Origin of the sequence: Deinococcus betulae (genome assembly GCF_020166395.1) — a bacterium.
Lineage (GTDB): Bacteria > Deinococcota > Deinococci > Deinococcales > Deinococcaceae > Deinococcus > Deinococcus betulae.
In genome coordinates, this window is the sequence record NZ_JAIQXU010000008.1 from 92,108 (window position 1) to 117,808 (window position 25,701).

Here is a 25,701-nt window from a genome sequence, read left to right on the forward strand (position 1 = left end):
CAGCCTACAGGGCGGGCCTGACAGCCGGGGGGGACGAATGCTTACCGGCCCCGCCGCCGCATGACCTGGCGTTCCAGGGCCGTAATCAGGGTGTAGACCAGGACGCCGTAACCGACCAGCAGGGCAATGGCGGCAAACTGCGCGGCCTTGTTCTGGTACACGCCGGCCACCTGCACGGCCAGGCCCAGCCCTTTCTGGTTGGGGTCCACGAACTCCCAGACCACCGCGCCAATCAGGGCCAGACTGGCGGCCAGGCGCAGCCCGCCTAGGAGAACGGGCAGCGCGCCGGGCAATTCCAGACGGGTCAGGCGCTGCCAGCGGGATGCGCGCAGGGTGCTGAAGAGTTCGTGATAGGTACCTTCCAGTTCGCGCACGCCCACCAATGTGGCGATCAGCATGGGGTAGAGGGCGCTGAGGGCCGACACGACGACCGCTGGCAGCAGCCCAAAGCCCAGCCACGACACCAGCAGCGGGGCCAGTACCACGATAGGCGTGCTCTGCGAGGCCACCAGAAACGGACTGAGAAAGCGTTCCAGCGCCCGCCACTTGGCCAGGGGATACCCGATCAGCACCCCGGCCAGCGCCCCCAGCAGGGTGCCCAGCAGCGCCGCCCGCACCGTCACCCAGAAGGCAGCGGCCAGCGCGGGGGCCGTTTTGACCGCTTCCTGCCACACCGCGCCGGGCGTGGGCACCAAAAAAGGCTGGTTAAGGGCCGAAGCGCCCACATGCCAGCCCAGCAGCGCCAGGGCCACGGCCAGCGCTGGCAGCCAGCCCGAGCGGCTGCGGGTGCCGGCGGTTTCGGCGCGCAGGCGAGTGCTGTCCCCAGTCCCCAGCACCGCGCGCAGGTGGGCTTCCAGGCCGTCGGTGTACGCGCTCACGCGGCCCTCGCCGCGCGTGTCCAGGACCTCGACAATCTGACCGCCCTGCAACACGGCCACCCGGTCGGCCAGCCACACGGCTTCCCGGATGGAATGGGTGACCAGCACGGTCGTGCGCCCCGTTTTCTCGTGCAGGTGGCGCAGCTCGGCGTTAAAGCGTTCGCGGACCAAGGCGTCCAGGGCGGCAAAGGGTTCGTCCAGCAGCAGTACGTCGCCGCTCTGGGCCAGCGCGCGTGCCAGGGCCACCCGCGCCCGCATGCCCCCCGACAGCTGGGCCGGAAAATAGGGGCCGTACGCCTCCATGCCCACCATCTTCAGGGCCTCCTGGGGGGCCAGGCCACCGCCCGCGCCCAGGTCGGCCGGCAGGGCCACGTTCCGCAGGGCGGTGCGCCAGGGCAAGAGGCGGTAATCCTGAAAGACCAGGGCGGGCGGCGTGCCGCTGTGAACCGCGCCGCGTTCCGGCCTGAGCAGCCCGGCCAGCACACGCAGGAGGGTGCTTTTGCCACCACCCGACGGTCCAATCAGGGCCAGGAATTCGCCCCGGCGAACCTCCAGGCTCACGCTGTTCAAGATGACCTCGCCGCCCAGCCGCACCGTCACGTCTTGCACGGCCAGGGGGGGCCGGTCACCGGGCGCGCTCACGCCTTCACCGCAGCGGGCCGGGGCCGCCCGCGCGTGTTCACCAGCACCACACCCGCCACCGCCACCGCGCCGCCCAGCAGGGTGACTGGCGTGGGCACCTCGCCCAGCCACAGCCAGGCAATCAGCACCGCAAACACCGGGGAGACATACAGGAAAGAGGTAGTCGTGCTGGCCCCCACCCGCGCCAGCGCGAAGGTCCAGGTCAGGTAGGCCAGGGCCGCCGGAAACAGTCCGATGTAGACGGCGGCCAGGTGTGCCCCCAGCGGCGCGCGGGCCAGTTCGGTGCCGAAGCCCGGCAAAAAGGCCAGCAGGGGCACGGTGCCCAGCAGCAGCGACCACACCGTGAAGTGCAGCGGATTCATGCGCGCCAGCAGCGGCTTTTGAAACACGAAGTACAGGCTGGTAAACAGTGCCGCCGCCAGAATCAGCAGCGCGCCATGGGTAAATTGCACGCCCTGGCCGCCGCCCAGCACGATCAGCACGACCCCGGCCAGGCTGACCAAGGTGCCCAGCCAGCCTAAGGAGTTCAGGCGTTCGCCGCCGTAACGGGTGGCCAGCAGCGCCGTGATGACTGGCCCCGCCGCGATAATCAGGCTGGCAGTGCCGGCGGGCACGCTGACCTCGCCGTAATTCAGGCACAGGTGATACAGCGTGATGCCCGAGAAGCTGAGGAGGGCAATGCGTCCCAGGTCGGCCAGGGGCGGCACCGGCAGGCGCGCCACCAGCGCGTAGAGCCCCAGCGCCGCCCCCGCCACCAGAAAGCGGTACAGCGTCAGGTGCCCCGGCGAAAAGGCCTCCAGCCCCGCGCGAATGCCTGCAAACGCCGACGCCCAGAACACAACCGTGACCAGAATGGCCCCCAGCGAGAGGGCGTCCAGACGGCCAGGCACAGGGGGCGCGCGCATACGCCCGCCAGCATAGAGCGCCCCGGCAGATTAAGAAGACCCCCGGCGTGCCCCACACCCGCGCCCCCCGCGCGGCCCAGAGCATAGGCGCACAGGAGGCTCAGCCATGACGGACCCCAGAGACACGGCCCCGACCACCCCGGCCAGCACCCCCGAAACGATGGACCACCACACCGGAAACGATCACAGCACCCACGGCGCCAACACCAACCTGGACCCCAGCTTGCAGGGCGGCGCCTCTACCCCGGAAGATCAGAGGGCGGCGCAGACCATTCAGGACGCGCACGAACGGGACCAAGCAGAGTAAAGCGGGCCGGCCCGTCATGTCTGCGCCCAGAAAGAGGGGCGCGGGCCTTAATCTGGGTTGGGGGACGCTTCACGCGAAACCCGCAAGGCACCCCATACACTGCCCCCACGGAGGGAACGACATGACAAACGACAGCAACACTTCTGGACTGGCCGGTATGGACCAAAGCCGCATGATCAGCGGCGCAGCAGGCGGCGCCCTGCTGCTGCTGGGGCTCCGCAAGCGCGGCGTCCTGGGCCTGGGTCTGGCCGCCGTGGGCGGCTACCTGGCCTACCGCGCCGCCACGGGCAACGACCCTGTAATGGCCGCCGCTGGCCTGGGCGGGGGCGCTGTGGCCGCCAAGCCCATCTTTGTGGAACACAGCGTGGTGATTGACCGCCCCGCGCAGCAGGTCTACGACTACTGGCGCAAGCTGGAAAACCTGCCCCAGGTCATGAGCCACCTGGAAAGCGTGACGGCCCTGGACGAAAAGCGCAGCCGCTGGGTGGCCAAAGCGCCCCTGGGCACTCACGTGGAATGGGAAGCCGAGATCGTTAACGACAAGCCCGGCCAGCGCATCGGCTGGCACTCGCTGCCCGGCGCGACGGTGGACAATGCTGGCAGCGTGCAGTTCGAGGAGCTGCCCAACGGCGGCACCCGCGTCCATGTGGCGCTGTCGTACCGCCCGCCCGCTGGGCCGCTGGGCGCCGCCGTGGCCAAGCTGTTTGGTGAGGAACCCAGCCAGCAGATTGCCGAGGACCTTCAGAAATTCAAGTCGGCCTTTGAGGGCGGTAGCAAGAACTGACGTTCAGCTGAGGCAAAAGGGCAGATGGCCGGGAGCTTCCTGGCCATCTGCCTTTTGCCTGAAGTGGGGGGCTGGCCGTCCCGGTAGCCCCAAAGAGCGAGCAGAGGGCGGCCCAGGTCAAGCCGCCTCAAATCTGCTGCTTCAACCACTCCTGATCGGGCGCGGTCATCTGAAGTACTTCGACCACCACGTCGTCTGGTCCCAGCACTTGCAATCGCTTCTGGCCCCACGGCTCGGCGGTGGGCGGCATCAGGAAAGTCAGACCGGCCTGCTGGAGTCTCGCCGCTTCGGCCTCGACATCATCCACGACTAGGGCCAGCATCACGGCGGCTGTGCGTTTGCCCTGCAAAAAGGGCCCGGCGGCCTCGTGGTCCTTCTGAATCAGGTCGAGGTTGAACTGTGGATGTTCAGGGTGCTGCAAGCTGACAAACCACGGCAGTTCCGCCGTGGGCAGAAAGCCGAAGTGCTGCTGATAAAACCGGGCACCCTCGGCGGGGTTCTGGCTCAGGGCCATCAGGCTAATAGCGCGGGTCTGCATCAGGGCCTCCTCTGTGAAGTTGGGGTTGAGCGGTACAGTACGCGGCGGCTCTGAGCAGGACCACAGAGAGAGCTAAGGGCTATGCGGTATGAAACCGGCCTCGTCCCGATGCTGCCGTCAATCAGGGGCATTCAAATGAACGTTGACCTCAAGAGCCAGGACTGTCGCCACGGCGCGGCTGGGTAAAAAGAGAAGGACAGGCGATTCTTCCCGTCCTTCTCTGGTGCCGCCCGGTGAGCAGTGCTTACTTCTCGACGAGGTACGCCGTTTCAATCACGTCGGGCGTGCCGCCCATGCCCGGCTGAATGCGGGTCAGGCGGTCCAGCACGTCCAGACCCTCCACGACCTTGCCGAAGACCGTGTGGCGGCCGTCCAGGTGGGGCGTGTCCACAAACGTGAGGAAGAACTGGCTGCCGTTGGTGTTGGGGCCACGGTTGGCCATGCTCAGGACGCCTTTGCCCTGGTGGCGGCGGCTGTTGGGCTCGTCTTCAAAGTCGTAGCCGGGGCCGCCCGAGCCGGTGCCGGTGGGGTCGCCGCCCTGGGCCATAAAGCCGTCGATGACGCGGTGAAACTTGATGCCGTCGTAATAGTGGTGGCGCAGCAGGTACGCAAACGAGTTGACCGTGATGGGCGCGTCGTCGGGGTACAGCTCCACAACCAGGCGGCCCTTGCTGGTCTCCAGAATGGCGCGGTACTGCTTGCCGGGTTCAATGCCTGCGCCCAGTTCTGGGGCCTGCGAAAAGCGTGTCTGGCGCTCGGCACTCAGTTCGGGCGTGGAGGTAAAGCCGTCGTCCTGGTAGGTGGTCATGGGGGGCATTGTAAAGGAGGGCTGTGGACCGTGGGCTGCGAACAGCCTGAGCGCGCTCTATACGAACGGTCAAGAAATTTGTCTCTGGTCCATACCCTTTTTCTCTTCATTCTCTTCCCCTTTACTCCCCTGTTCGTGCCCGGCGCTTCTGATACGCCCCGGTCAGCAGTTCTGCGATGTACTCACGGGTAAAAGGCATATCGCTGGCCTCGGCCGCTGAGATTTCTTCGTCCCGGTCGTAGGTGAGCCGCACATAGGTGGCGCTGTGGGCCGGGCCGTGGGGGTCAAACTCCAGCACCAGGTAGCACGGCAGGGTGGAGTCCAGCGGGTTGCCCACGCTCCCGCAGTTCATCAGGGGACGGCCCTCGACATCCAGCATCAGGGCCTCATGCATGTCGGCGTAGACCAGCGCGTCGGCGTGTTCTTTGAGGCCAAACTGCGGGTTGGGCGCAAAGGCGTCCAGCTGGTCGTGCAGGCTGCTGTGAGGGTAGAGGCGGTGAAAGAGGCCCCGGCTGCTGGCATGCACAAAGCGCCACCACGCGCCGCCAAACTGCTCCTCGATGCCGTAGGGCAGTCCCGAGAGGTAGGTCAGGGCCTCGGGGCTGAGTTTGCTGCGCGGCCACAGGTCCTGCGGGCGGTGGGTGGCGCCGGCCACGCGGGCGTCCCAGTTCCCCTGAATCACGCGCGTGGCGTGGGCCTGGGTCCAGTCCACGACCTCGCGGGGGCGCGGGCCCTTGCCCACGAGGTCACCCAGCACCCAGATGTCGGAAAGGCCGCGCCGCTGAATGTCTGCGTGAACCGCGAGCGTGGCCGCCAGGTTGGCGTGCAGGTCCGCGAGGATGGCGAGGCGAATCATGCACCCGAGTCTAGCCCAGCCCCTGCCGGGCGCCCGGTCAGGTGAGATGGACTCTGGGAGAATCGTTTGCAATGGTGATTCCCTCTGGCCGCACTGGCAAAGCTGCGGGGCAGAGGGAAAAGGAGTTCAGGCGGGCTGACGGGCGTGGGGGTTGCCAGGCAGTGCTGTTCCGATAGGTCAACGAAACAGGTGGAGTCCGTGTGACATGGATTCCGCTTCATCGCAGCACAGCTGGCAAGGCACCGTCTGCGGTTCCATATCGCGCAATCCGCATCTGTTCCTTCTCGCTCTCCTGCAGAGATTTTCAAGTCTGCGGCGCAGCTTTCTAAGTCCGCTCGGATTTCATCAAGCCCTTTGCTCGATTCAATCAGAGTCCGTGTGAGAGGCCCCCTTAGCCCAGCTCGTGGTACTGGCCCCGGAAATACACCAGGGGGTCGTCGTCGGTGTAGCGGCTGTAGTCCACGAAGCCCACGTACAGGGTGTGGTCACCGGCCTCGATCACCTCGTGTTTGCGGCACACAAGCTGCGCCACAGCGCCGCCAATCAGGGGCAGGCCCTCGTGGTCAAACCAGGGGACCAGTTCGTCGGGGCCGGGGCGCCCGGCAAAGTGGTCACTGAGGTGGCGCTGCGCGGCCGACAGCACGCTGACGCCAAAATGTGTGACCTCGGGCCGCGCCAGCAGGGCGTGCATATGGGCGCGGTGATCCACGCTGACCAGAATCAGAGGCGGCGTCAGGCTGACTGACACGAAGGCGCTGGCGGTCATGCCCCGGCGCGTGTCACCGTCCGCCGCAGTGATGATGGTCACGCCGCTGGCAAAGCGGCCCAGAGTCTGCCGGAACTCCTGGGGAGAGAGGCCGCCGGTCACGTTCTGCGTGTCTGTCATGCGGCGAGTTTAAAGGCTGAGGTCTGTGGGGACGTTCGGGCTACAGAGACGGGACGGCCTCATATGGACGGCCGCCCATCTCCGACATCTCCGGGAAAATGGTGAATAGGCTCCGCCTCAGGCGCTTGATAAGACCGTTGTCTGAACTTGCCTTCTTAGCTCCTTACCCCTTCAGCCGGGCTGCATCGGAGGTGGTATCAGGGCCGCGCAGGTGGCAGGGCCGGCACGGGGGCCAGCGGCTCGGCAGTCAGGTCGCGCACCAGCAGGTCAGGCAGGCGCACTACGCCACGCACCGGCACTGTGTCGGTCCAGCGCTGCCCACTGACCCGAATCTCGGTGAGGCCAGGCCGCAGGGCGGCAAATCCGTAGTAACCCAGCGCGTCGGTGTGGCCCTCAGCCACCAGCTGTCCGTCCTGGAAGGCCTGCACGCGCCGCCCCCCCGGCACCGCGCTGCCGGTGACCCGCCCCAGCAGGCCGCGCGTGGTGGGCGCCGTGTCGCCCCAGGGCTGGGGCTGGGCCAGCGCGCCGCCCGGCGAGCGCAGCAGCGCCAGCGCCGCCTGGAAGCCCTGCGCTGTGGTCTGGCGCTGACTGTACACGTCGGCGGTGGGCGTCCGGTACGAGTACCCGACCCAGCCCAGCCCCGCCTGCACCGCGCGCCGCGCCTGGGCCGCTGTGACCGCCGGACTGTTGAGGTACATGGCGCTGCCCGCCGCCACCGCCGCCTGCGTGCCGTCTGCCCGCACGGTGACCTGCCGGGCAAAGGCGTTCCAGCCGTCGTACCACGCGCCCTGCTCGGCCACGCCGTCGCGCTTGTAGTTCATCAGGACGTTCAGTTCCAGCAGGCCGTCTTTCATCCAGCCGGGCCAGTCTTGCAGCACGTCGGCGTAGGTGCGGGTCTTCTGAAAGGCCGCCAGGTCCGTGGGCGCCGCCGCGTAGGTAATGGTCGCGGCGCTGATCCAGACCTCGGGCTTCAGGGCCTTGGCCTCCAGGGCGATGCGGCGCACGAGGTTGGTCACCTGCTGGCGTTTCCAGGTCTGCCAGGCCGGGTCGCTGGCGGCGGGGGTGCCGGCGCGGCCCGTTTCGGCGCGGTAGCGGACCAGCACCTTGGCGTCGTAGCCCCAGGCGCCGCCGTCGGGGTAGCGGATGCGGTCGAGCTGAAGGCCGTCTACGTCGTAGTGGCGCACCAGACTCAGGGCGGCCTGGGTCATGTAGTCGGCGGCTTCGGGAATGGCCGGGTCCAGCCAGGCGTCGCGGCCCTCCTGCCAGGTGCCGTCCGGGCGGCGCGACAGCCACGAGGCCGCCCCCGCCTGCGGGCCACGGGTGCGCATGACGTGGGTCAGGCGGGTGTTGGGCCGGGCCTCGTTGGCGGCGCCCGTCACGCTGATCCAGGCGATGACCCGCAGGCCCCGCGCGTGTGCCTGCTGGATGACGGCGGCCAGTGGGTCAAATCCAGGCGTCAGTTCGGGGTCGGTCGCCGCCGGCACCGCCGCTTTCAGGCACAGGCAGTCGGCGCGGCGGATGGCCTGCACAAACAGCGTGTTCACCCCCAGGCGCGCGGCGTCCTCAACCGTCGCCTTGACCTGGCCGGGGGTATAGAGGCCCGGTCCAAAGGCGTCTATCCACAGCCCCCGCAGTCCCGCGCCGGGCTGGGCTGTCAGTGCCGTGGGGGTGGGTGGGGCAGCCGCCTGGGCGCCGGGCCCCAGCGCAAGAAGGGTGGGCAACAGCAGGGCGGCGCGGCGCAGCAGGGTGGTCATGGTCGTGCCGGGCAGGCTAGCGCACCGGCCTCACTGGAAAGTGATAGCCCACAGCGGCGGTGGACAAGCAGCCTGGCACCACTGGGCAGGAGAGCGGGCTTGTGGCGGACCAGCGGTGGTCGGATGTTTCCGCTGCCCTCTCACGACAAAGGCAGCCTGCGGTCAGCGTTCGGCGTCGTCCTCTGCGCTGTCATCGGTGCTGGCGGGCGTTGCGGCCGGGGTGTTGCGGTTCTTGCCGATTTCGCGCACGCGGCCCCCGAAGCGGCCCCGGATGTCCTCATACATAGGGTGGGCGCGGATGTCGCCGGGGCGACCAGAGGCGGGCTTGGCCTCGGCGGGCGCTGCTGGTGCTGAGGTCGGGACCGGCCGGGGGGGCGGTTTAGGGGCGCTGAACTGAGCGTAGGGCGCGTCGTCCAGTGCGGGGCCAGCCTCGTCCACCGGCCCCCCGAAGGCGTCCCAGTCGGGTTCCTCGGTAATGGCTTCGACGAGATACGGCTCTCTGGCCGGTGGCAGGCGGTCGCCCCCCTGGGCGTCAGCCGGGGCTGGAGCGGGGTCGGCGGCGTGCGCCTCGTCCCAGGGGATATCGGCCACTGGCAGCGGCGCGGGCGCCACGTCGTCAGGGCTGGCGGGCGGCACCCGGCGTTCGGGCGTGGGCCGGCCGGGCAGGGGTGGGGGCAGCGTGGCCACGGCCGCCGGGCGAGGCGGCGGCACCGCACTGGCCTGAGGGAGCGGGGAAGCCGTCTGCGCTGCTGGGGGCGCCGCCGACTCCACCGGCTCAAACGCCGGCCCGCGTGAGGTGGGGCGGCGCGGCGGCGCGCTGCGGCCAGGGTCAAACGGCGCGACCTCCAGGTCGGCAGGCGGAGCAGCGGCAGCGGCTGGAGACGGTGTGCGGGGGGCTGCGGGCGCAGGAGCGGCTGAGGCCGTGCCCGTGTTCTCGCTGCTGGCGCCACCCAACTTCAGTCGGCGCCCGCCTTCTGGGGCAATCAGTTCAAAAGTCACCGGGCCAAAGACTTTCAGGACGATTTTGGCGATGTCGTCAAACTTATTGGCGACCTGCTTGGCATGAAAGGCGTTGCGTTCGTCGTAACTCAGGCTGACATAGCCAGCTTCGGCGTGCATGCGTGCCGGTTTCAAGAAAGCCCTCAGCTGCATGCTGGCCTGGCGGACCACATCGGCCCAGTTGCCCTGCGCGGCGGGCAGGGGCACGCCGGCTTCCTCGGCGGCGGCCTGCACGGCGGCGCGCACCGGTGTGGGGCCAGCCGCCGCGCGCGGTGGAGGGGCGTCGGTCCCGGCGGGCCTCACGCCGCTGGCTTTCAGCCCAGCCAGTTCCTTTTCCAGACGGTTCAGGCGCTGGAGCAGGTCAGCAGGAACGGCGGCGCCGCCTGTCCCAGCAGTGGCCCCGCCTGCACCCGCACCGCCATCAGCAGCCAGCAGGGCGTGGGTCAGGGCCAGCTCTAGACTCTGGCCATCGGCGGCGCGGGCAAAGCGGGCATCCTGCTCGTCCAGGGCCGCCTGCAGGCGCAGCAAGCGGGGCACATCGGCGCCTTCCAGCCGCTCGCCGCCCAGGCCCAGTTCGGCATGCAGGGCCGCGCCCAGCGCCGAGACCAGCCCCTCGACCACCGTCCGGGCCGCAAAGCCGTCGCGGTACAGGGCCGAGGCGCCGCTCAGGGCCGCGCCGGGGTCGCCGCCCACCAGAGCCGCCGCCACGCCGCGCACCCGCTCGCCGGGCGGCAGACCCAGCGCCTCTTCGACACCCGCGCGGGTAATGGCGGTGCCGGCCGCCAGCATCCGTTCCAGCAGGCTCTCGCCGTCGCGCATGGCGCCGTCGGCCAGGCGGCCAATCAGCTGGAGGGCGTCACTGTCGGCGCGCACACCCTCACGGGTGGCCAGCCCCGTGAGCTTGCCGGCGATCTCTTCGGGGGTCAGGCGGCGAAAGCGGTAGTGCTGGCAGCGCGAGAGAATGGTCGGAATAATTTTTTCCGGCTCGGTGGTGGCCAGGATAAAGATGACGTGGCCCGGCGGCTCCTCCAGGGTCTTCAGGAGCGCATTGAAGGCCGCGCGGCTCATCATGTGCGCCTCGTCCAGAATGTAAATCTTCTTGCCGCCGCGCATGGCCGCCAGCCCGACTTTCTCGCGCAGGTCGCGCACGTCGTCCACGGAATTGTTACTGGCCGCGTCAATTTCGAGCACGTCGGGGTGGGACCCGGCGCGCACCGACAGGCAACTCTCGCACTCGCCGCAGGGCTTGGGCAGCGGCCCGGTGCAGTTGGCGGTCATGGCGATCAGGCGCGCGGTGGTCGTCTTGCCCACGCCGCGCGGGCCAGAAAACAGGTAGGCGTGGCCCACGCGCCCCTGCGAGAGCGCCGCCTTGAGCACGTCTTTGACGTGTTCCTGGCCGATCACGTCTTCCCAGCGCACCGGCCGGGCCCGCTGGTAGATGGCGCTCATCGGTGCCCCTCCGCGGCGCGGCTCTGCGGGTTCGGGGCGGGGTGTGGGAAGGAGGAAGTCGGAAGTGGGAAAGACAAACGGCCAGCCCTACGCGCTTTTAACTGCTGTTGTTCAACCACTTGCCGCTTCACCTGGGTAGTGTAGAGGCCGGGAGGCCAGAGGCGCAGTAAGGCAGGTTGGGTTGAGGGAAACAGGGCAGCCAGACAGGGTTTTTCCGTTTGCGGTCAACCGACTAAGCCCTTTTCAGTGGCAGGTAGCGGGGCTGCCACGCCCGGTCCCGAATCACGGCCTCCAGCTGCGCCCGGTCCATGTTGCGGATGCGGCGCTCGGCGCACACCCCGTCGCGGATGGCTTGCAGGGCCACATTGACGGCCACCTGAATGCTCAGCTCGCGCAGGTCGCGGGTGGGGGGATAGACGCGCTCGCCGTACTGCTCGGTAAATTCGGCCAGGGTGCGCGCGGCTTCCATGACCATGCCGTCGGTAATTTCGCGGGCGCGGCTGGCCACCGCCCCGAAGCCCAGCCCCGGAAAGATAAAGGCGTTGTTGCCCTGGCCCACGGGATAACGCTTGCCCCCATAGTCCACGTCGGGAAAAGGGCTGCCCGAGGCGATGATGGCGCCGCCGCCCGTCCAGTGGATCAGGTCGGCTGGACGGGCCTCCACATGGCTGCTGGGGTTGCTGAGCGGAAACACGATGGGCCGGGGCGTGTGCTCCAGCATGGCCACCACAGTCTCCTGCCGGAACAGGCCGGGCACGCCGGTAAAGCCCAGCAGGGCGGTGGCGCGCGCGTTCACGATGACCTCGTGCAGGTCGGGGTACTCGCCCGCGTAGGTCCAGCCGGCCAGGTCGCCCGGGCGGCGCACGAAACTTTCCTGCTGAGGTTCAAGGTCAGGTTGCCCGTCCATCAGCAGGCCGTGGCGGTCCACCACGAAGACGCGGGCGCTGGCCTCGTCATGGCTCAGGCCGTCGGCTTGCAGGCCCTGCCGAATCGCCATCGCCACGCCGATGCCGGCGGCCCCGGCCCCCACAATCACGAAAACCTGCGCCGACAGGGCCTCACCCTTGATGCGCGCCGCGCCCATCAGGCCCGCCAGGGCCATCGCCCCGGTGCCCTGAATGTCGTCGTTAAATGACGGAATCACCCGGCGGTAGCGCTCCAGGACCCGGAAGGCCGTGCCCCGGCTAAAGTCCTCCCACTGCAAGATGGCCTTGGGGTAGCGCTGCGCCACCGCCTCGACAAAGGCGTCCAGAAACTCGTCGTAGGCGTCCCCGGTCAGGCGGGGGTGGTGAACCCCCAGGTACAGCGGGTCGTCAATCAGGTCCTGGCGGTTGGTGCCCACATCCAGTTCGACGGGGAGGGTTTTGTCTGGGCCCACGCCGCCTGCCGCCGTGTACAGCGACAGCTTGCCAATGGAGATGGCCATGCCGCCAAAGCCCTGGTCACCAATCCCCAGGATGGCGCTGGAATCGGTCGCCACAATCATGCGCACGTCGTTGACGGTCACGTTTTCCAGCATGTCTTCCACGCGGTCAATGTCGCCGGTGCTGACGGTAAAGCCGCGCGGGTAGCGGTAATTGCTCGAATAGTTGCGCACGGCTTCGCCCACCGTGGGCGTGTAGATGATCGGCAGCATCTCTTCGAGGTGGTCTTCCAGAATGGCGTAGAACAGCACCTCGTTGCGGTCTTGCAGGGCGCGCAGGTACTCGTGTTTTTCGAGGTCGGTGCTGCACTTGAGGTAGCGCAGGTATGTGCGCTCTTTCTGTTCCTCGAAGGTGCTGGTGTGCGGCGGAATCAGGCCTTCAAGCTCCAGCTCACGCCGCTCGGTGGGCGTGAAGGCGGTCGTCTTGTTCAGCAGCGGGTTTTGCAGCAGGGCCAGCCCTGTGACCTGAACGTTGATGTAGCGCTGGCCTTCGGGGTCGCGCTTGACGTCGTAGTAGCGGGACACGGGTGGAGACTTCGGCATGGCGCTGACAGCATACCGGCCTGCGCTTGTCTCAGGGTCATAGGCGGGTATGGACAAAAAGTACGGCGGCGGACTGGCCGCGCCGCACCCATGTTCAGGCCGTGAACTTTATCTCGCGGCTTCGGGGCCACTTACGTGGTCGGTGCCCCGGCTTGGTGTGCCGCCCAGCGCTCACGCAGGCCCTCAAAGCCGGCGTCTATTCGTTCCTGGGGCAACACCGCCTGAAGGCTGGTGCCCCGCCCAATCTCGTCCCCCAGCTCGTTGACCGCGACCATGGAGGCGTAAATGCGCCGGCCTTCCTGCCGCTGAAAGGTGGCGGTGACCGTCACCGTCATGCCGGGCAGCGCCGAAGCCGTGTGCACGACTTCCACCTGCATCCCAATGCCGCCCTCGCCGTCTTCCAGAAACGGCAGGATGATTTTGCGCCCAGCTTCTTCAAAGTGCTTGGCCATCCAGTAGGTCGCGTACACCGGATGCACCCGGCCCAGTTCGCCAAAATCCACCGTCATCTCACTGGTCACGCGCACGGTCAGGGTCTGGATAAAGCCGGCAGGAATGGGACGCATGGGGTCTACGGTAAGGGCCGCAGCACTTTATGGACAGAGTGTTAATCCATTCCTGCCGGACGGCGGGGCGCGCCTCCGTACACTGCCCCCCATGAGGCTCAAGCCCGCCGACCTGTTCACCCTGCTGCGCGAGGCCTTCCTGGCCTTCGGGCAGGACAAGGCCCCGCGGCTGGCGGCGGCCATCGCCTACTACGCCATGTTCAGCCTGGCGCCGCTGCTGCTGCTGGCGGTCACGGTGGCCAGCCGCTTTCTGACCAACGAGGCGTTTTTAGAGCAGCTGTTTGGGCCGGTGGGCCTGATTACCCAGAATCTGGGTGAGGAAGCCGCCGCCTTTCTGCGCGACCTGATTAAGCCCGAGAGCCTGCAAAAAAGCAGCGCTGTGGCCTCGGTGGTGGCGTTTGTCACCCTGTTCATGGGGGCCACAGGCCTCTTTGTGCAGCTTCAAGACGCCCTGAATACCATGTGGGGCGCCGACCCACCGCCGCCGCAGGGCTTCGTGCATGTGCTGTGGACACGGGTGAAATCCTTCCTGATGATTCTGGGCATCGGGCTGATCCTGATTGCCTTTCTGGCCCTGAATACCTACCTCTCGGCCATTGCACAGGGGCTGGGTGACCGCATCGGCGCCGGGGCTTTTTTTGTGCGGGCGGGGACGGCCCTGCTCTCCACGCTGTTTCTCTCGCCGGTCTTTGCCGGCATCTACAAGGTGCTGCCCGACGTGAAGCTGGAATGGCGCGAGGTCTGGGTGGGCGGCATCTTTACAGCGGCCCTCTTTACGCTGGGGCAATTGGGGATCGGGCTGTACCTGGGGCAGGCGGCGCCCAACAGCGTGTTTGCGGGGGCGGCGTCACTGGTGCTGCTGCTGCTGTGGATCTATTACTCGGCCATGATTTTCTTCTTTGGGGCCGAGGTGACCTGGGTGTATTCCCAGAAATTCGGCACCCGCGCGGGCGGCGCGGCGAACACCGCCAAAAAAGAAGCGCTGGTCGAGCAGGGCGTGGCTATCAGCGCCGCCGAAAGTCCCCAGGAGCGGGCGGCCAAGGACGCCACCGACCAGCCAGTCCGCGACGCGCGGGGCCGGGTGCTGGGGGTCAAAGTCCCCCGGTTGCCGCGTGTGCTGCCCCCGGTGCCCCGCCACGACGAGGGCCGGGTGCTGCCCACGGTGCGCGCCGCGCTGTGGAACGTCGTGCTGGCCCTGCTGGCCGTGCCGGCTGTGATTGTGCTGCGGCTCCTGGGTCTGACTGGAGGCAAACGGCGGTAAAGCCCAGAAGGGACCTGACCTCCAGCTCTGTCCGGTTTCATTGACGCAGTGTCCGGTTGACTTTACCCTGGGTCCATGAACCGGCGCCGCCTGCATAAGGGGTCACCCTGAGCGCCCCACCGACAACTCAGCCGCCCCAGGTGCGCGCGCGGCGAGAACAGCTGGGGCTGCGGGCGGGCGAGTGTGCCCGCCTGACCGGCATCACGCGGCAGGCACTGCACGCCATTGAGACTGGCGCCTACGTGCCCAACACCCTCACCGCCCTGCAACTGGCGCGGGTGCTGTCGTGCTGTGTAGAGGACCTGTTCGCCCTGGCGCCCGCTGGGGTGCAGGCCCGGCTGGTAGGCCAGGCCCCGCCGCCCGCCCGCGTCCGGCTGGCCCAGGTCGGCCCTGAGCTGCTGGCTTTTCCCCTGAGTGGTCAGGCGGGTTTAGGCGAAGCTGCCGATGGCCTGGCCCAGTCTGCGGCAGGTGGCCTGGCCCAGGTGGAACTGCTGGGCGACCCGCAGCGGGCGGCCCAGACGCTGGTGGTGGCTGGCTGTGACCCAGCCCTGTCCCTGCTGGGCACCCACGCCGCCCGCCAGGAGGGCCACTTGCTGCTACGTCCGCTGTCCAGCCTGGCGGCCCTGCGCGCCCTGGCTGCTGGCGAGGCCCACGCGGCGGGCATTCACCTGTATGACGCCCGCAGCGGCGTGTCCAACCTGCCCTTCGTGGAGCGGGCCCTGCCCGACCGCGCGGTCCACGTGCTGACCCTCTGGATGTGGGAGCAAGGCCTGATGGTGGCGCCGGGCAATCCCTGTGGCGTTACCGGGGTAGAGGACCTGCTGCGGCCTGGCCTGCGGCTGCAAAACCGGGAGCCGGACGCCGGCAGCCGCCTGCTGCTGGACAGCTGGCTGGACGCGGCCGGAATTGGCCCTGAGCGCCGCCTGGACCTGGCCGGCTACGGTCACGAGGTCGGCACGCCCCTGGCCGCCGCCGAACGGGTGGCGGCAGGCGCCGCCGACGTGGCGCCTGGTCCCCGCTCGGCGGCCCTGGCGCTGGGGCTGGACTTCGTGCCCCTGCAAACCGAGCGCTTTGACCTGGTGGTGCCGGATGAATTTCTGGCCCACCCAGGCCTGCACCGTCTGCTCGCGGCCGTGCGTCAGCCGGCCTTCCGCAGCGACCTGTGCGCGCTGGGTGGCTACGACCCGGCCCACGCCGGCGACCTCTGGCAGACCGTTGGTCCCGCCCCCCAACCCCCCAAGGAGATCCCATGACCCGCTCCACTGTTTTACTCGCCCTGCTGCTAGCCGGCTCGGCCCAGGCCGCCAGCCTCACTGTATTCGCCGCGTCTTCGCTGACCGACGCCTTCACCGAACTGGGCCGGGCCTTTGACGCCCGCACAGGCCACAAGACGACCTTTCAGTTCGCCGGGTCTCAGGCGCTGCGCACCCAGCTGGACCAGGGCGCACGGGCCGACGTGTACGCCAGCGCCAACACCGCGCAGTTTGACCCGCTGGTCAAGGCCGGGGTCGTGAACCCAGGCCAATTCTTTGTCAGCAACCGCCTGGCGATTATTGTGCCCAGGAGCAACACGGCCGTGACCACCATGCAGGACCTCGCCAGGCCCGGCGTGAAACTGGTGATTGCCGACAAGGCGGTGCCGGTGGGCGACTACACCCGCCGGATGCTGAGCGCCGTTGACGGGTCGCGCGCCTACGGAACCGACTTCTCGGCGCGCGCCCTGAGGAACGTGGTCAGCGAGGAACCCAACGTGCGCCAGGTGGCTCTCAAGGTGCAGCTGGGCGAGGCCGACGCCGCCGTGGTCTACCAGACCGACGTGACCCCAGCGCTGAAACCCAGCGTGCGCGTCATTCCGCTGCCCACCCGCTTTAACCAGAGTGCCAGTTACCCCATCGGCACGGTGAAAACGTCGGCTAATGCAGGTGCGGCGCAGGAGTTCGTGTCGTTTGTGCTCTCCAGCGATGGCCAGAAGATTCTGAAGAAGTGGGGCTTCCTGGCGCCCCCGGCGGCCAGACCCTGAGCCGAAAGCCCGCCCGTCTTCCTGTCCTGCCCGCCGTGCTGGGGGCGGTGCTGGTGGCTTTTCTGGTACTGCCAGTGCTGGCGCTGCTCATGCGGGGCGTGCGGCCCGATTTTCTGCCCACGGTGCAGAGCCCCGCTGTGCAGGACGCCCTGCGCGTCAGCCTATTGACCACGGGCTGCACATTGGCGCTGGTCGTGGGCCTGGTGACGCCTGTGGCGTGGGCGCTGGCCCGCTTCGAGTTTCCGGGCAAGGCGGCGCTGGAAACGCTGCTGGACCTGCCTATCGTCCTGCCGCCTGTGGTGGCCGGGGTGGGGCTGCTGCTCGTCTTCGGGCGCCAGGGCCTGCTGGGGCCGCCGCTGGAACTGGCGGGAATCCGTGTGGCGTTTTCGCCGGCTGCGGTGGTGCTGGCCCAGCTGTTTGTCTCGGCGCCGTTTTATCTGCGCACGGCCAAGGCGGGTTTTCTGGCCGTCGAGCCAGAGGTAGAAGACGCCGCCCGCACCGACGGCGCCGGGCGCTGGGCGGTGTTCCGCCTGATTACCTGGCCGCTGGCTTTTCCCTTTCTGTTCGAGGGGCTGGTGCTGGCCTGGGCGCGCGCCGTGGGCGAGTTTGGCGCGACCATCCTGTTTGCCGGGTCGCTTCAGGGGCAGACCCGCACGATCACCCTGGCGATTTACGGCGCCCTGGAATCGGACCTGGCCCCGGCTCTGGTGCTGTCGGCTGTGATGGTGGCCGTGGCCTTCGCGCTGCTGCTGCTGGTACGGCTGGGCCGGGGGTGGGCGCAAGGAAAGTAGGAAGTCGCTTATGGAACGTGAACAAGGAGTTCTGACAGACGGCGAGGGGAAGGAGGATTCCACTCCGCCTTGCTGGTGTCCGTCGCCCTCAGCTGGGGAACTGTCCCCGCCCCTCACCCCAGTTGTCCCAAATCCTCCTGCCTCGTGCCCACGCCCAGCCTCACCGGATAGGGCAGGGTCCCCTCATAGATAGCCCGGCCCACAATGGCGCCTTCGATGCGTTCCTCCTGCAGCAAGGCCACGTCGGCCACGTCCGCCACGCCGCCGCCCACAATCAGGGTGTTGGTCCAGAGCTGCCTCACCTGCCGCATCAGGTCGCGGTCCAGGCCTCTGAGGGTGCCGTCGCGGGTCACGTCGGTAAAAATCAGGGTTTCCAGGCCCGCTTCGGCGAGCACGGGGGTCAGCTCGGCGACCTCCAGGCCACTGCCCTGCGCCCAGCCGTGGGTGGCGACTTCCAGGCCGCGTGCGTCCAGGCTGACCACCACCCGCTCCGGGCCGTGGGCGGCAATCAGGTCGCGGACCAGCTCGGGATTCTTGACGGCGGCGGTGCCGATGACCACCCGCTCCACGCCCAGCGCCAGCAGCTCCTCGGCGGCGTCCCGGCTGCGAATGCCGCCGCCCACCTCCACCGGCACGCCCAGCTCGGCGGCCACCTGCCGGATGACGGCGCGGTTCTCACCGCGCCCGGTGGCGGCGTCCAGGTCCACCAGATGCACCAGCCCGGCCCCCAGGCCTGCCCAGTGGCGCGCGGCCTCCAGCGGCGACTCGAAATACACGGTTTCGCGCTCGGGGTCGCCCTCATACAGGCGCACGGCGCGGCCCGACTGAATGTCCACGCAGGGAATGATGAGGGGGGCAGGCGGCAGGCTCATGGGCCCCAGGATACGGGCGGCCAGCCACAGGTGCGGCGCGGGAAGGCTACACTGCCTCCGTGCGCGTTGGGATTGTCACGGCCACTTACCTGCCTTCCCGCAATGGGGTGGCGACCAGCACCGCCCTCTTTGCCCGGGGGCTGCGTGAACGTGGCCACGACGTGCGGATCTTTGCGCCGCGTCATCCCCAGATGCCCCCCCACGAGGACGGCGTTTACCGCCTGAATTCCTCGTTTGCCGGCGCGCGGGCGCTGGGCGCCCCGGCCGACTACCCGGTCATGCTGGCGCCGGGGCCGCTGCTCACGTCCCGGCTGCCGCTGCGCGATCTGGACGTGCTGCACACCATGCACCCCTTCCTGGCCGGGGGCCTGGCCCTCAAGTGGGGGCGCCTGGCGGGGGCGCCGGTGGTCTACACAGCGCACACCCAGTACGACCAGTACCTGCACTACGCGCCCATGCCCAAGCGGGTGGGCCGCGCGGTGCTGCGCCCGCATGTGGGCGCTTTTGCCCGCCGGGTCTCGGCGGTGCTGGCCCCCGGTCAGGCGATGGTGGACATGCTGCGCGAGTACGGTTACGCAGGCGAGGTCGAGCTGTTTCCGAATCCGGTGGACCTCGCCTCGTTTCAGGCTGCCGACGGCGCGGCGTTTCGCGCGCAGTTTCACATTGCCCCCGAGACCCCGCTGGTGGTGTCGCTGGGCCGCCTAGCCCCCGAGAAGAATCTGGACGTGATGCTGCGCGCCTTTGACCAGGCCCGCGCCAGTCGCCCGGAACTGCGTCTGCTGGTGGTGGGCGACGGCCCCAGCCGCGCCGCCCTGGAACGCGAGGCGCGCGAAGGCGTGACCTTTACCGGCCCCGTGCCCTACGCCCGCGTTCCCGAGGCCCTGGCCGCCGCCGACGCCTTCTTGACCGCCAGCACCAGCGAGGTCCTGCCCATGAGCATGATTGAAGCGCTGGCCGCCGGTGCGCCCCTGGTGGCTGCCCGCAGCCCGGCCGCCCTGGACCTGATCGAAGAAGGCGTGAACGGCACCGTTCGGGACGCCTCGCCCAGCGCGCTGGCGGGGGGCCTACTTGACACCCTGCACCCAGATCGCCTCCTGAATCTGCAGGCCGGTGCCCGGGCCAGCGCTGGCCGTTACGACCTGACCGGCCGCGCCAGGGCATTGGAACAGATTTACGAGCGGGTTACGGCCGGCCAGAGCAAGCGCCGATAAGCCGGGGAGGAAGGAGGGTGGGGTCCAGGCGTGGAGCCTCTACACCGGTCCTGGGGTGTGGGTGGAGCAGATGGACTCTGGACAAGGGCAGGCGGCCCGCCACCTCCGGCACCGCCTGCCCTTGGAAGGAAGAACTCCTACCGGCTCACAGCTTCAGGCCCCGCCGTAACTTTCTCCGGGGTCAGCCACTGCTCCAGCCAGGCCAGGTATTCGGTCAGGCGCGTCAGGCGGCGGTCGGGGCGGCCCGAGCGCGACAGCTCGTGGTCCTCGCCGGGAAAGCGCACAAAGCGGGCCGGCACGCCGTGCAGCGTCAGGGCGGCGTACCACTGTTCGGCCTGCTCGATGGGGCAGCGGTGGTCCAGCACCGAATGCACGATCAGGGTGGGCGTGCGCACGTCTTCGACCCACTGCAGCGGGCTCATGTCCCACAGCCGCAGGGCGTCGGCGCGGCGGTGAAAATTCAGGCCTAATTCATCGTCCCAGAAGCGCAGGCCGATGTCGCTGGTGCCGCCAAACGACAGCAGGTTGCAGATAGAGCGGTCGGTAATCGCCGCTTGAAAGCGGGTGGTGTGTCCGGTCAGCCAGTTGGTCATATAGCCGCCGTAGCTGCCGCCCACGACCGCCGTGCGCGTGTCGTCCAGCACTGGAAACGTCGCCAGGCAGCGGTCAAAGAAGCTCAGCAGGTCGTCGGCGTCCACGCTACCCCAGCGGCCATGAATGGCGTCTACCCAGGCCTGCCCGTAGCCCACGCTGCCGCGCGGGTTGCTGTAGCACACCCCGTAGCCACGCGCCGCCAGCAGCTGAAATTCGTGCGTAAAGGCGTGGCCGTAATCCGTGTGAGGGCCGCCGTGAATACTGAGCAGGGCCGGCACCTTTGCCGGGTCTTCGCCGCCGGGCAGCAGCACCCAGCCTTCGCCTTCCCCCAGCTCGGTGGCAAAGCCCACGTGCTGCGGGGTGCGGGCCGAGAAGGGGAGACGGGCGTGCAGGTCAGTGACCGTCACGCCGTTCAGCTCCACCTCGGGAAAGCGGTCGGCCCGTTCCCGGATAAGAGCCACGCCGCCGCCCCGCGCCGTGAAGGCGGCAATCACCGCCTGCGGGTCATGGTCGTGGGCGGCCACCTGCCACTGCCCGGCGCTGTCCTGCGCCGCCGTGAACAGGCCGCAACTGCCGCGCACCGTCGAGGAAAACAGCAGCGTGCGCTCATCCAGCCACACCGGCCGCTCGGGCAGGGCGCCCACATGGCAGTCACCGCCGACCAGATTGCCCACCGGCGAGTCGTGCCCGGGGTCCAGGCGCTGCGGGTCTCCATTGCCGTCCAGAGGCAGCAGGTACAGGTGCGCGTGTTCGGTGTTGCCCTGGCCTTCGGAGCGGCCAACCACCACGAAGCGCGCGCCGTCCGGGTGCGGCACCACCGCCTGAATGGCCGAGTTCCAGCGCGTGACCTGCCGCGCCTCGCCGCCCAGCGGCAGGTGCCAGACCTCCTGCTGCCACTGCGCGGCATGCAGGTGACTGGCCGCGCCCACCAGCAGCACGCCGCTGCTGTCTGGCAGCCAGGCGCAGGTGCTGACCTCGACTTCAGGCGCGTACCACTCGTGCAGCTCGCCACTGGCCACGGTCAGCAGAAAGAGGCGCGCGGCGCGTTCAGGCAGCCAGTCGCGGCCGTTAAAGCGGTAGCGCGGCCGGGTAATGACCCGCGCTTCGCCGCGCTCATCTCGCTTGTCCTCGTCGTCAGCGGTACTCAGGAAGGCGATGTGCGTGCCGTCAGGACTCCAGGCCACGTCCTGCACCCCGCCCCGCAGGTGAGTGACCTGGCGGGCCTCGCCGCCCGAAAGGGGCAGCAGGTACAGCTGCGCGCCCCCCTCGCCGGCCTTGCGGGTCAAGGCCAGGGTCTGCCCGTCCGGCGACCAGCGCGGCGACCCATCGCGGCCGGGACCGTGCGTCAGGGCGCGGGTTCCGTTCTCGTCTGCCAGCCACACTTGGCCCTTGTAGCGCGGCCGGGCAAAGGCGGGGTCGGCCTTGTGGGGATCTTCTTCCTCGGTGCGGGTCAGGACGAAGGCCACCCGCTGACCGTCGGGGCTAACCTGCGGGTCCGACGGAAACTGAAGGTGCAGCAAACTGTCTGGGCCAGGCCGGGCCGAGCTGAGCTGAATCATGGGCATCAGTCAAGCACAACCGTTGATCAAGCACGCCGCGCGGCCCACCACTCGATTTCGCTGGAAACGCTCCCAGTCGACGTTTGCCCAGAGATTGATGATGACTTTCCCAACGCAGAATGGAAGAAGTCTCCCCATTCCCAGACAGGCTTACCGTAACCTGACTGTACCGGCCCAATCCGGTCTGTTCCCACCTTTCTGTCTGCTTCCTCACGGCAGATTGTCCGCCGCCGTCCCCAGTCTCTTTCCTGCTTTTGGAGGTTCACCATGCAAGAGCTGTCCTGCACCTGGGTTCCCGGCACATTTGACGTCGTTCGTCTGAAATTTGCTGGCCGGACCGTTGAAATGACCAGCACCCGCCTGGCCCGCCTGTTTGGCAAGCAGGCCATCCATGACCTGTACCTTAAGGGCAGCGCCAAGCTGCGTGTTGATGCCCAGCAAGTCGCCCTGCTGACCTGAGCCGGCAAAGACAGGTCCGCGCGCCCCGCCCCTTTGCCGGCGGGGCGTCCGCATTTGCCGCTAGCATGACGGGCATGACCCCTGACTTGGGCGCCCTTCAGGCTGACCTGCGCCGCCTGGCCGAGATTGAATCGCCCTCTGGAGACGTTGAGGGTATTGAACGTGTGATGGACGTGGTCGAGGGGTGGGCCCGCGACCTGGGCGCTCAGGTGACGCACCTGAGCGGCGGCACCCGCACCTTCGAGCTGGGGGTGGACGGCGCCGCCCCGCCGCTGCTGGTGCTCACGCACGCCGATACCGTGTGGCCGCGCGGCACCCTGGAGCAGATGCCGCTGCGTGTGGACGGCGAGCGGCTTTACGGCCCCGGCACCTACGACATGAAGGCCGGCATCGTGGGCCTCATTCATGCCCTGAGGGCGCTGGAGCTTCAGTGGCCACGCGGCGGCGTACGGGTACTCCTCTCGCCCGACGAGGAAACTGGCAGTGAGAGCAGCCGCGCCTACATTGAGGCGGCGGCCCGGACCAGCCGCGCGGCGCTGATCGTGGAGCCGCCGGTGGCCGACACCCACGCCCTCAAGACTGGGCGCAAGGGTACTGGCACTTTCACCCTGACCCTGACCGGCATTGCCAGCCACGCAGGCAACAAGCCCGACGAAGGGGCTAGCGCCATCGCCGCCGGGGCAGAAGCCGTGCTGGCGCTGCACGCCCTGGCTCGCCCGGAGGCCGGCACGACGGTCAGTGTGGGCCTCATCGGTGGGGGCAGCGCCGTGAATGTCATTCCTGCTCACTGCACCCTGCACGCCGATTTGCGTGTGTCCACCCTGGCCGAGGCCGAGCGGGTGGAAGCCGCCGTCCTGGCCTGGCGCCCCAAGGACCCGCGCGTGACGGTTGAGGTGTCCGGTGGCCTGAACCGCCCGCCCTTTGAAGAAGGCCCGGCCACCCTGGCCCTGTACGAACAGGCGCGCGGCGTGGCCCAGACGCTGGGCTTCGAGTTGGGCCGGGCCGTGGTAGGAGGCGGGAGCGACGGCAATTTCACGGCGCCCCTGACTCCCACCCTGGACGGCCTGGGGGCACCTGGCGACGGTGCCCACGCTGCCCACGAGCATGTGCGCCTGGACCGCTGGCCCAGCCACGTTCAGCTGCTGACCGAGTTGCTCAGGACGTTTTAGAAGCCAGAAGAGGGTGTAGGTGTCCAAGGTGAACTAGCAGGGGCTTGACGGGTTCTCTTTCGCCGCTGATGGACTTGTGGGTGGCTGCTTCTTTGAATATGAATTGGGGAAGCCCAGAAAACAGCTTGGTAGATGAATGGCCGACGCCTCTAGTGGATGACCAAAGGCATGACTGGGTCTATTGTTCCGCGATGATGAGAGTGTTTTAGGCCGTCGTAGACCGAGAATTACCATTCCCAGTCGGCCGCACTTTTGCCCTGCTCAATCCTGTGGTCGTGCACTAGCTGGCCGGCCGTCTCACAGCTGTAGGAAAGAGACCTACTAATACGGACTCCCATTGAATCGTCTGCATCAAAGATGAACTCTGAGAGGAGCGAGATAGAGAGGGTTCCGGGCGTGGAATTTACACAACAGTTCTTTCCTGATTTGTAAACGGAACAGACGGACTCCGTATAGAGCCGCCTCTCCTTTTCTCCGGTCAGGCGCCTTCTGGTTGAGCGGTGCGGGGGGCGGCCAGCAGCGCTGACAGTTCCGGCGCGGTGATGGGGCGGCACAGCCCGTGTCCCTGGCCCAGGGGGCACCCCAATTCACGCAGGGCGCTGAGGTGGGCGGGGGTCTCGATGCCCTCGGCCGTCAGGTCGGCGCGCATGTTCCGGGCGATCTCCAGGGCGGCGCGCGTCAGGGCGTGGACAAAAGAGCCGGCCTGGTCGCTCGTCAGGTCCGCCGTGAGCGAGCGGTCCAGTTTCATGCCAGTAATGGGCATGGTGCGCAGCCGCGCCAGGTTGGAATAGCCCGAGCCAAAATCATCAATGCTGACCCGCACGCCCAGGTCACGCAGCTCCTGCAAGGTGGCGGCGGCGCGGTCGTCCTCGTACAGGACAGCAGTTTCGGTTAACTCCAGCTCCAGGTGATAAGGGGGGAGGCCTGTGTCGTGCAGGGCGCCGCGCACGGTGGCGCCAAATTCGGGATGCAGCAGCTGCACTGGGCTGACATTCACGCTCACCACCAGTCCCGGCCAGCCCAGCGCCGAGCGGCAGGCGGCGCGCAGCACCCACTCGCCCACCGGTACAATCAGGCCCACGCGCTCAGCCACTGGAATAAATTCGGCCGGCGACACTTGCCCCAGCGCAGGGTGGCTCCAGCGCAGCAGCGCCTCGGCCTTGACGGGCGTGAGGTCCCGCAGGCGGTACACCGGCTGAAAACGCAGCGACAGTTCCCGCCGCGCCAGCGCGTGCCCCAGGTCGCGGGCCAGGACCTGAAAGCGCTCGGTGGCCGCGTCCTGCTCGGGGTGGTAGCGCCGCACCTGGCGCCGCCCGGCCCGCTTGACCGCGTACATGGCGCTGTCGGCGTGGCGCAGCAGGTCGTCGGGCTGGGCGGCGTCGTCGGGATACAGGCTGATGCCGATGCTGACCGTGGTGTCCACCCCGATGCGCAGGCTGGGCAGCACAGGTGTCTGAAGAAGGCGCTGGGCCGTGTCCTGGGCCGCCCTGTGGTCAGCCCCCGGCAGCACCACCACGAACTCGTCCCCACTGAGGCGGTACACCTGGGCGTCCGCGCCCGCCAGGCGCTGCAGTTCGGCGGCCAGGCCCCGCAGCAGGTCGTCGCCTGCGGCGTGGCCCAGCGTGTCGTTGACGACCTTGAAGGCGTCCACATCCACAAACAGCACCGCAAAGGGTGCGCCAACCTCGTCCGACAGGCGGCGCAGCTCCTCGTGCAGGCGCACGCGGCCCGGCAGGCCAGTCAGCAGGTCGGTGTACACCAGCGACTGCAAGACGCGCTGCTCGCCGTGCAGGCGGCCCAGCGCGTCGTTGCGCTGCATGAAAAAAGACGCGCCGTACAGACTGACGGCCGCCGCCAGGTTGATTTGCAGCAGGGCCAGCGGTAGGTCCGGCGTCAGGGGCTGCCCCTGGGCCAGGGGCCACAGCACCAGAGAGGCGCTCACGCCAGCTGTCACCCACAGCAGCGCCCCCAGCAGGCGGCGAACCTCGCGCGCCAGGTCGGTCAGCATGGTCCAGGTGATGACAGTGGGCAGCCACACCAGGGTTTCCAGAACCTCCAGCACCTGCGCCCGCTGACCCCCCAAGGTCAGGCCCAGCAGCAGCAGCTTGGCATTTAAAAACAGCCCGCTGCCCGCTGTAATCAGCAGTGTCAGTTGCCGGATGGACGCCCAGCCGCGCAGCACCGCCACCCAGCAGACGACCAGCATGGCGCTCATGACCCCGTACAGCGGAGGGTCGTAGGTGGTGTCCCAGGTGTCGCCGCGCGAGAACAGCAGTGCCGCCACGATAGACAGCTGGACTGCCGGCAGGCCCAGCAGCAACATGCGCCGCCACGCGCTCCGCAGGTCCTGGGTGATGGACGCGCCCGGCTCCATACCTCCTACCCTACCGCGCAGCGCCCGCAGGGTTCACAGGCTGTCTGGGGGGT

General features: G+C 68.3%; 22 protein-coding genes. 9 read left to right on the forward strand and 13 right to left on the reverse strand.

Annotated features, from left to right (window positions below):
• Nucleotides 1-41 precede the first annotated feature (41 nt).
• Nucleotides 42-1,520, reverse strand: a complete 1,479-nt coding sequence (locus K7W42_RS08285; protein ID WP_224573801.1) for an ABC transporter permease subunit — start codon at nucleotides 1,518-1,520, stop codon at nucleotides 42-44.
• Nucleotides 1,517-2,425 carry a DMT family transporter gene (locus tag K7W42_RS08290; RefSeq protein ID WP_224573803.1) on the reverse strand — a complete coding sequence of 303 codons (909 nt, stop codon included), beginning with the start codon at nucleotides 2,423-2,425 and terminating at the stop codon, nucleotides 1,517-1,519. The genes K7W42_RS08285 and K7W42_RS08290 overlap by 4 nt, the downstream gene beginning before the upstream one ends.
• Nucleotides 2,426-2,531: 106 nt before the next feature.
• Between K7W42_RS08290 and K7W42_RS08295 the strand changes: the two genes are divergently transcribed.
• Together K7W42_RS08295 and K7W42_RS08300 are read left to right on the forward strand one after the other, a co-directional pair.
• Nucleotides 2,532-2,732, forward strand: a complete 201-nt coding sequence (locus tag K7W42_RS08295) for a hypothetical protein (protein ID WP_224573806.1) — start codon at nucleotides 2,532-2,534, stop codon at nucleotides 2,730-2,732.
• 121 nt (nucleotides 2,733-2,853) lie between these two features.
• Complete coding sequence (locus K7W42_RS08300) at nucleotides 2,854-3,516, forward strand: SRPBCC family protein (protein WP_224573808.1); 663 nt, start codon at nucleotides 2,854-2,856, stop codon at nucleotides 3,514-3,516.
• Between the two features lie 127 nt (nucleotides 3,517-3,643).
• Here K7W42_RS08300 and K7W42_RS08305 read toward each other — a convergent pair whose 3' ends face one another.
• The 8 genes from K7W42_RS08305 to K7W42_RS08340 all read right to left on the reverse strand — a co-directional run bounded on the left by K7W42_RS08305 (nucleotide 3,644) and on the right by K7W42_RS08340 (nucleotide 13,338).
• Nucleotides 3,644-4,054, reverse strand: coding sequence for a VOC family protein (locus K7W42_RS08305; protein WP_224573810.1), 411 nt, complete (start codon nucleotides 4,052-4,054; stop codon nucleotides 3,644-3,646).
• 244 nt (nucleotides 4,055-4,298) lie between these two features.
• On the reverse strand, nucleotides 4,299-4,871 hold the full coding sequence (locus K7W42_RS08310; protein WP_157459028.1) for a peptidylprolyl isomerase: 573 nt from the start codon (nucleotides 4,869-4,871) through the stop codon (nucleotides 4,299-4,301).
• 112 nt (nucleotides 4,872-4,983) lie between these two features.
• Nucleotides 4,984-5,718: a metallophosphoesterase family protein gene (locus tag K7W42_RS08315; RefSeq protein ID WP_157459027.1), complete on the reverse strand. Its 735-nt coding sequence runs from the start codon at nucleotides 5,716-5,718 to the stop codon at nucleotides 4,984-4,986.
• Between the two features lie 391 nt (nucleotides 5,719-6,109).
• Entirely contained in the window at nucleotides 6,110-6,604 is a 495-nt protein-coding gene (locus K7W42_RS08320; protein WP_157459026.1) for a flavin reductase family protein, read from the reverse strand.
• Nucleotides 6,605-6,801: 197 nt separating this feature from the next.
• Nucleotides 6,802-8,358, reverse strand: a complete 1,557-nt coding sequence (locus tag K7W42_RS08325) for a glycoside hydrolase family 10-like protein (RefSeq protein ID WP_224573812.1) — start codon at nucleotides 8,356-8,358, stop codon at nucleotides 6,802-6,804.
• A 162-nt stretch (nucleotides 8,359-8,520) separates the two neighbouring features.
• Nucleotides 8,521-10,806: a DNA polymerase III subunit gamma/tau gene (dnaX, locus tag K7W42_RS08330; protein ID WP_224573814.1), complete on the reverse strand. Its 2,286-nt coding sequence runs from the start codon at nucleotides 10,804-10,806 to the stop codon at nucleotides 8,521-8,523.
• A gap of 232 nt (nucleotides 10,807-11,038) precedes the next feature.
• On the reverse strand, nucleotides 11,039-12,772 hold the full coding sequence (locus K7W42_RS08335; RefSeq protein ID WP_224573816.1) for an NAD-dependent malic enzyme: 1,734 nt from the start codon (nucleotides 12,770-12,772) through the stop codon (nucleotides 11,039-11,041).
• A gap of 131 nt (nucleotides 12,773-12,903) precedes the next feature.
• Nucleotides 12,904-13,338 carry a thioesterase family protein gene (locus tag K7W42_RS08340; RefSeq protein ID WP_224573818.1) on the reverse strand — a complete coding sequence of 145 codons (435 nt, stop codon included), beginning with the start codon at nucleotides 13,336-13,338 and terminating at the stop codon, nucleotides 12,904-12,906.
• Between the two features lie 91 nt (nucleotides 13,339-13,429).
• Here K7W42_RS08340 and K7W42_RS08345 point away from each other — a divergent pair, with 91 nt between their 5' ends.
• From K7W42_RS08345 to K7W42_RS08360, 4 genes are all read left to right on the forward strand, one after another.
• Nucleotides 13,430-14,599, forward strand: a complete 1,170-nt coding sequence (locus K7W42_RS08345) for a YihY/virulence factor BrkB family protein (protein WP_224573820.1) — start codon at nucleotides 13,430-13,432, stop codon at nucleotides 14,597-14,599.
• A gap of 140 nt (nucleotides 14,600-14,739) precedes the next feature.
• Nucleotides 14,740-15,852: an XRE family transcriptional regulator gene (locus K7W42_RS08350; RefSeq protein WP_224573822.1), complete on the forward strand. Its 1,113-nt coding sequence runs from the start codon at nucleotides 14,740-14,742 to the stop codon at nucleotides 15,850-15,852.
• Complete coding sequence (gene modA / locus K7W42_RS08355) at nucleotides 15,849-16,619, forward strand: molybdate ABC transporter substrate-binding protein (RefSeq protein WP_224573823.1); 771 nt, start codon at nucleotides 15,849-15,851, stop codon at nucleotides 16,617-16,619. The genes K7W42_RS08350 and modA overlap by 4 nt, the downstream gene beginning before the upstream one ends.
• Nucleotides 16,583-17,410 carry an ABC transporter permease gene (locus K7W42_RS08360; protein WP_224573825.1) on the forward strand — a complete coding sequence of 276 codons (828 nt, stop codon included), beginning with the start codon at nucleotides 16,583-16,585 and terminating at the stop codon, nucleotides 17,408-17,410. The genes modA and K7W42_RS08360 overlap by 37 nt, the downstream gene beginning before the upstream one ends.
• Nucleotides 17,411-17,523: 113 nt before the next feature.
• On the opposite strand, the gene hisA is transcribed toward K7W42_RS08360, so the two are convergent.
• Entirely contained in the window at nucleotides 17,524-18,282 is a 759-nt protein-coding gene (hisA, locus tag K7W42_RS08365) for a 1-(5-phosphoribosyl)-5-[(5-phosphoribosylamino)methylideneamino]imidazole-4-carboxamide isomerase (protein ID WP_224573827.1), read from the reverse strand.
• Between the two features lie 59 nt (nucleotides 18,283-18,341).
• Here hisA and K7W42_RS08370 point away from each other — a divergent pair, with 59 nt between their 5' ends.
• Nucleotides 18,342-19,493: a glycosyltransferase family 4 protein gene (locus K7W42_RS08370; RefSeq protein WP_224573829.1), complete on the forward strand. Its 1,152-nt coding sequence runs from the start codon at nucleotides 18,342-18,344 to the stop codon at nucleotides 19,491-19,493.
• Nucleotides 19,494-19,630: 137 nt separating this feature from the next.
• On the opposite strand, the gene K7W42_RS08375 is transcribed toward K7W42_RS08370, so the two are convergent.
• Entirely contained in the window at nucleotides 19,631-21,646 is a 2,016-nt protein-coding gene (locus K7W42_RS08375) for an alpha/beta hydrolase family protein (protein ID WP_224573831.1), read from the reverse strand.
• A 267-nt stretch (nucleotides 21,647-21,913) separates the two neighbouring features.
• Between K7W42_RS08375 and K7W42_RS08380 the strand changes: the two genes are divergently transcribed.
• Together K7W42_RS08380 and K7W42_RS08385 are read left to right on the forward strand one after the other, a co-directional pair.
• Complete coding sequence (locus K7W42_RS08380; RefSeq protein ID WP_157459016.1) at nucleotides 21,914-22,105, forward strand: hypothetical protein; 192 nt, start codon at nucleotides 21,914-21,916, stop codon at nucleotides 22,103-22,105.
• Nucleotides 22,106-22,170: 65 nt separating this feature from the next.
• On the forward strand, nucleotides 22,171-23,274 hold the full coding sequence (locus K7W42_RS08385; RefSeq protein ID WP_224573833.1) for a M20 family metallopeptidase: 1,104 nt from the start codon (nucleotides 22,171-22,173) through the stop codon (nucleotides 23,272-23,274).
• Between the two features lie 478 nt (nucleotides 23,275-23,752).
• On the opposite strand, the gene K7W42_RS08390 is transcribed toward K7W42_RS08385, so the two are convergent.
• Nucleotides 23,753-25,648 carry a putative bifunctional diguanylate cyclase/phosphodiesterase gene (locus tag K7W42_RS08390; protein WP_224573835.1) on the reverse strand — a complete coding sequence of 632 codons (1,896 nt, stop codon included), beginning with the start codon at nucleotides 25,646-25,648 and terminating at the stop codon, nucleotides 23,753-23,755.
• Nucleotides 25,649-25,701: the final 53 nt, after the last annotated feature.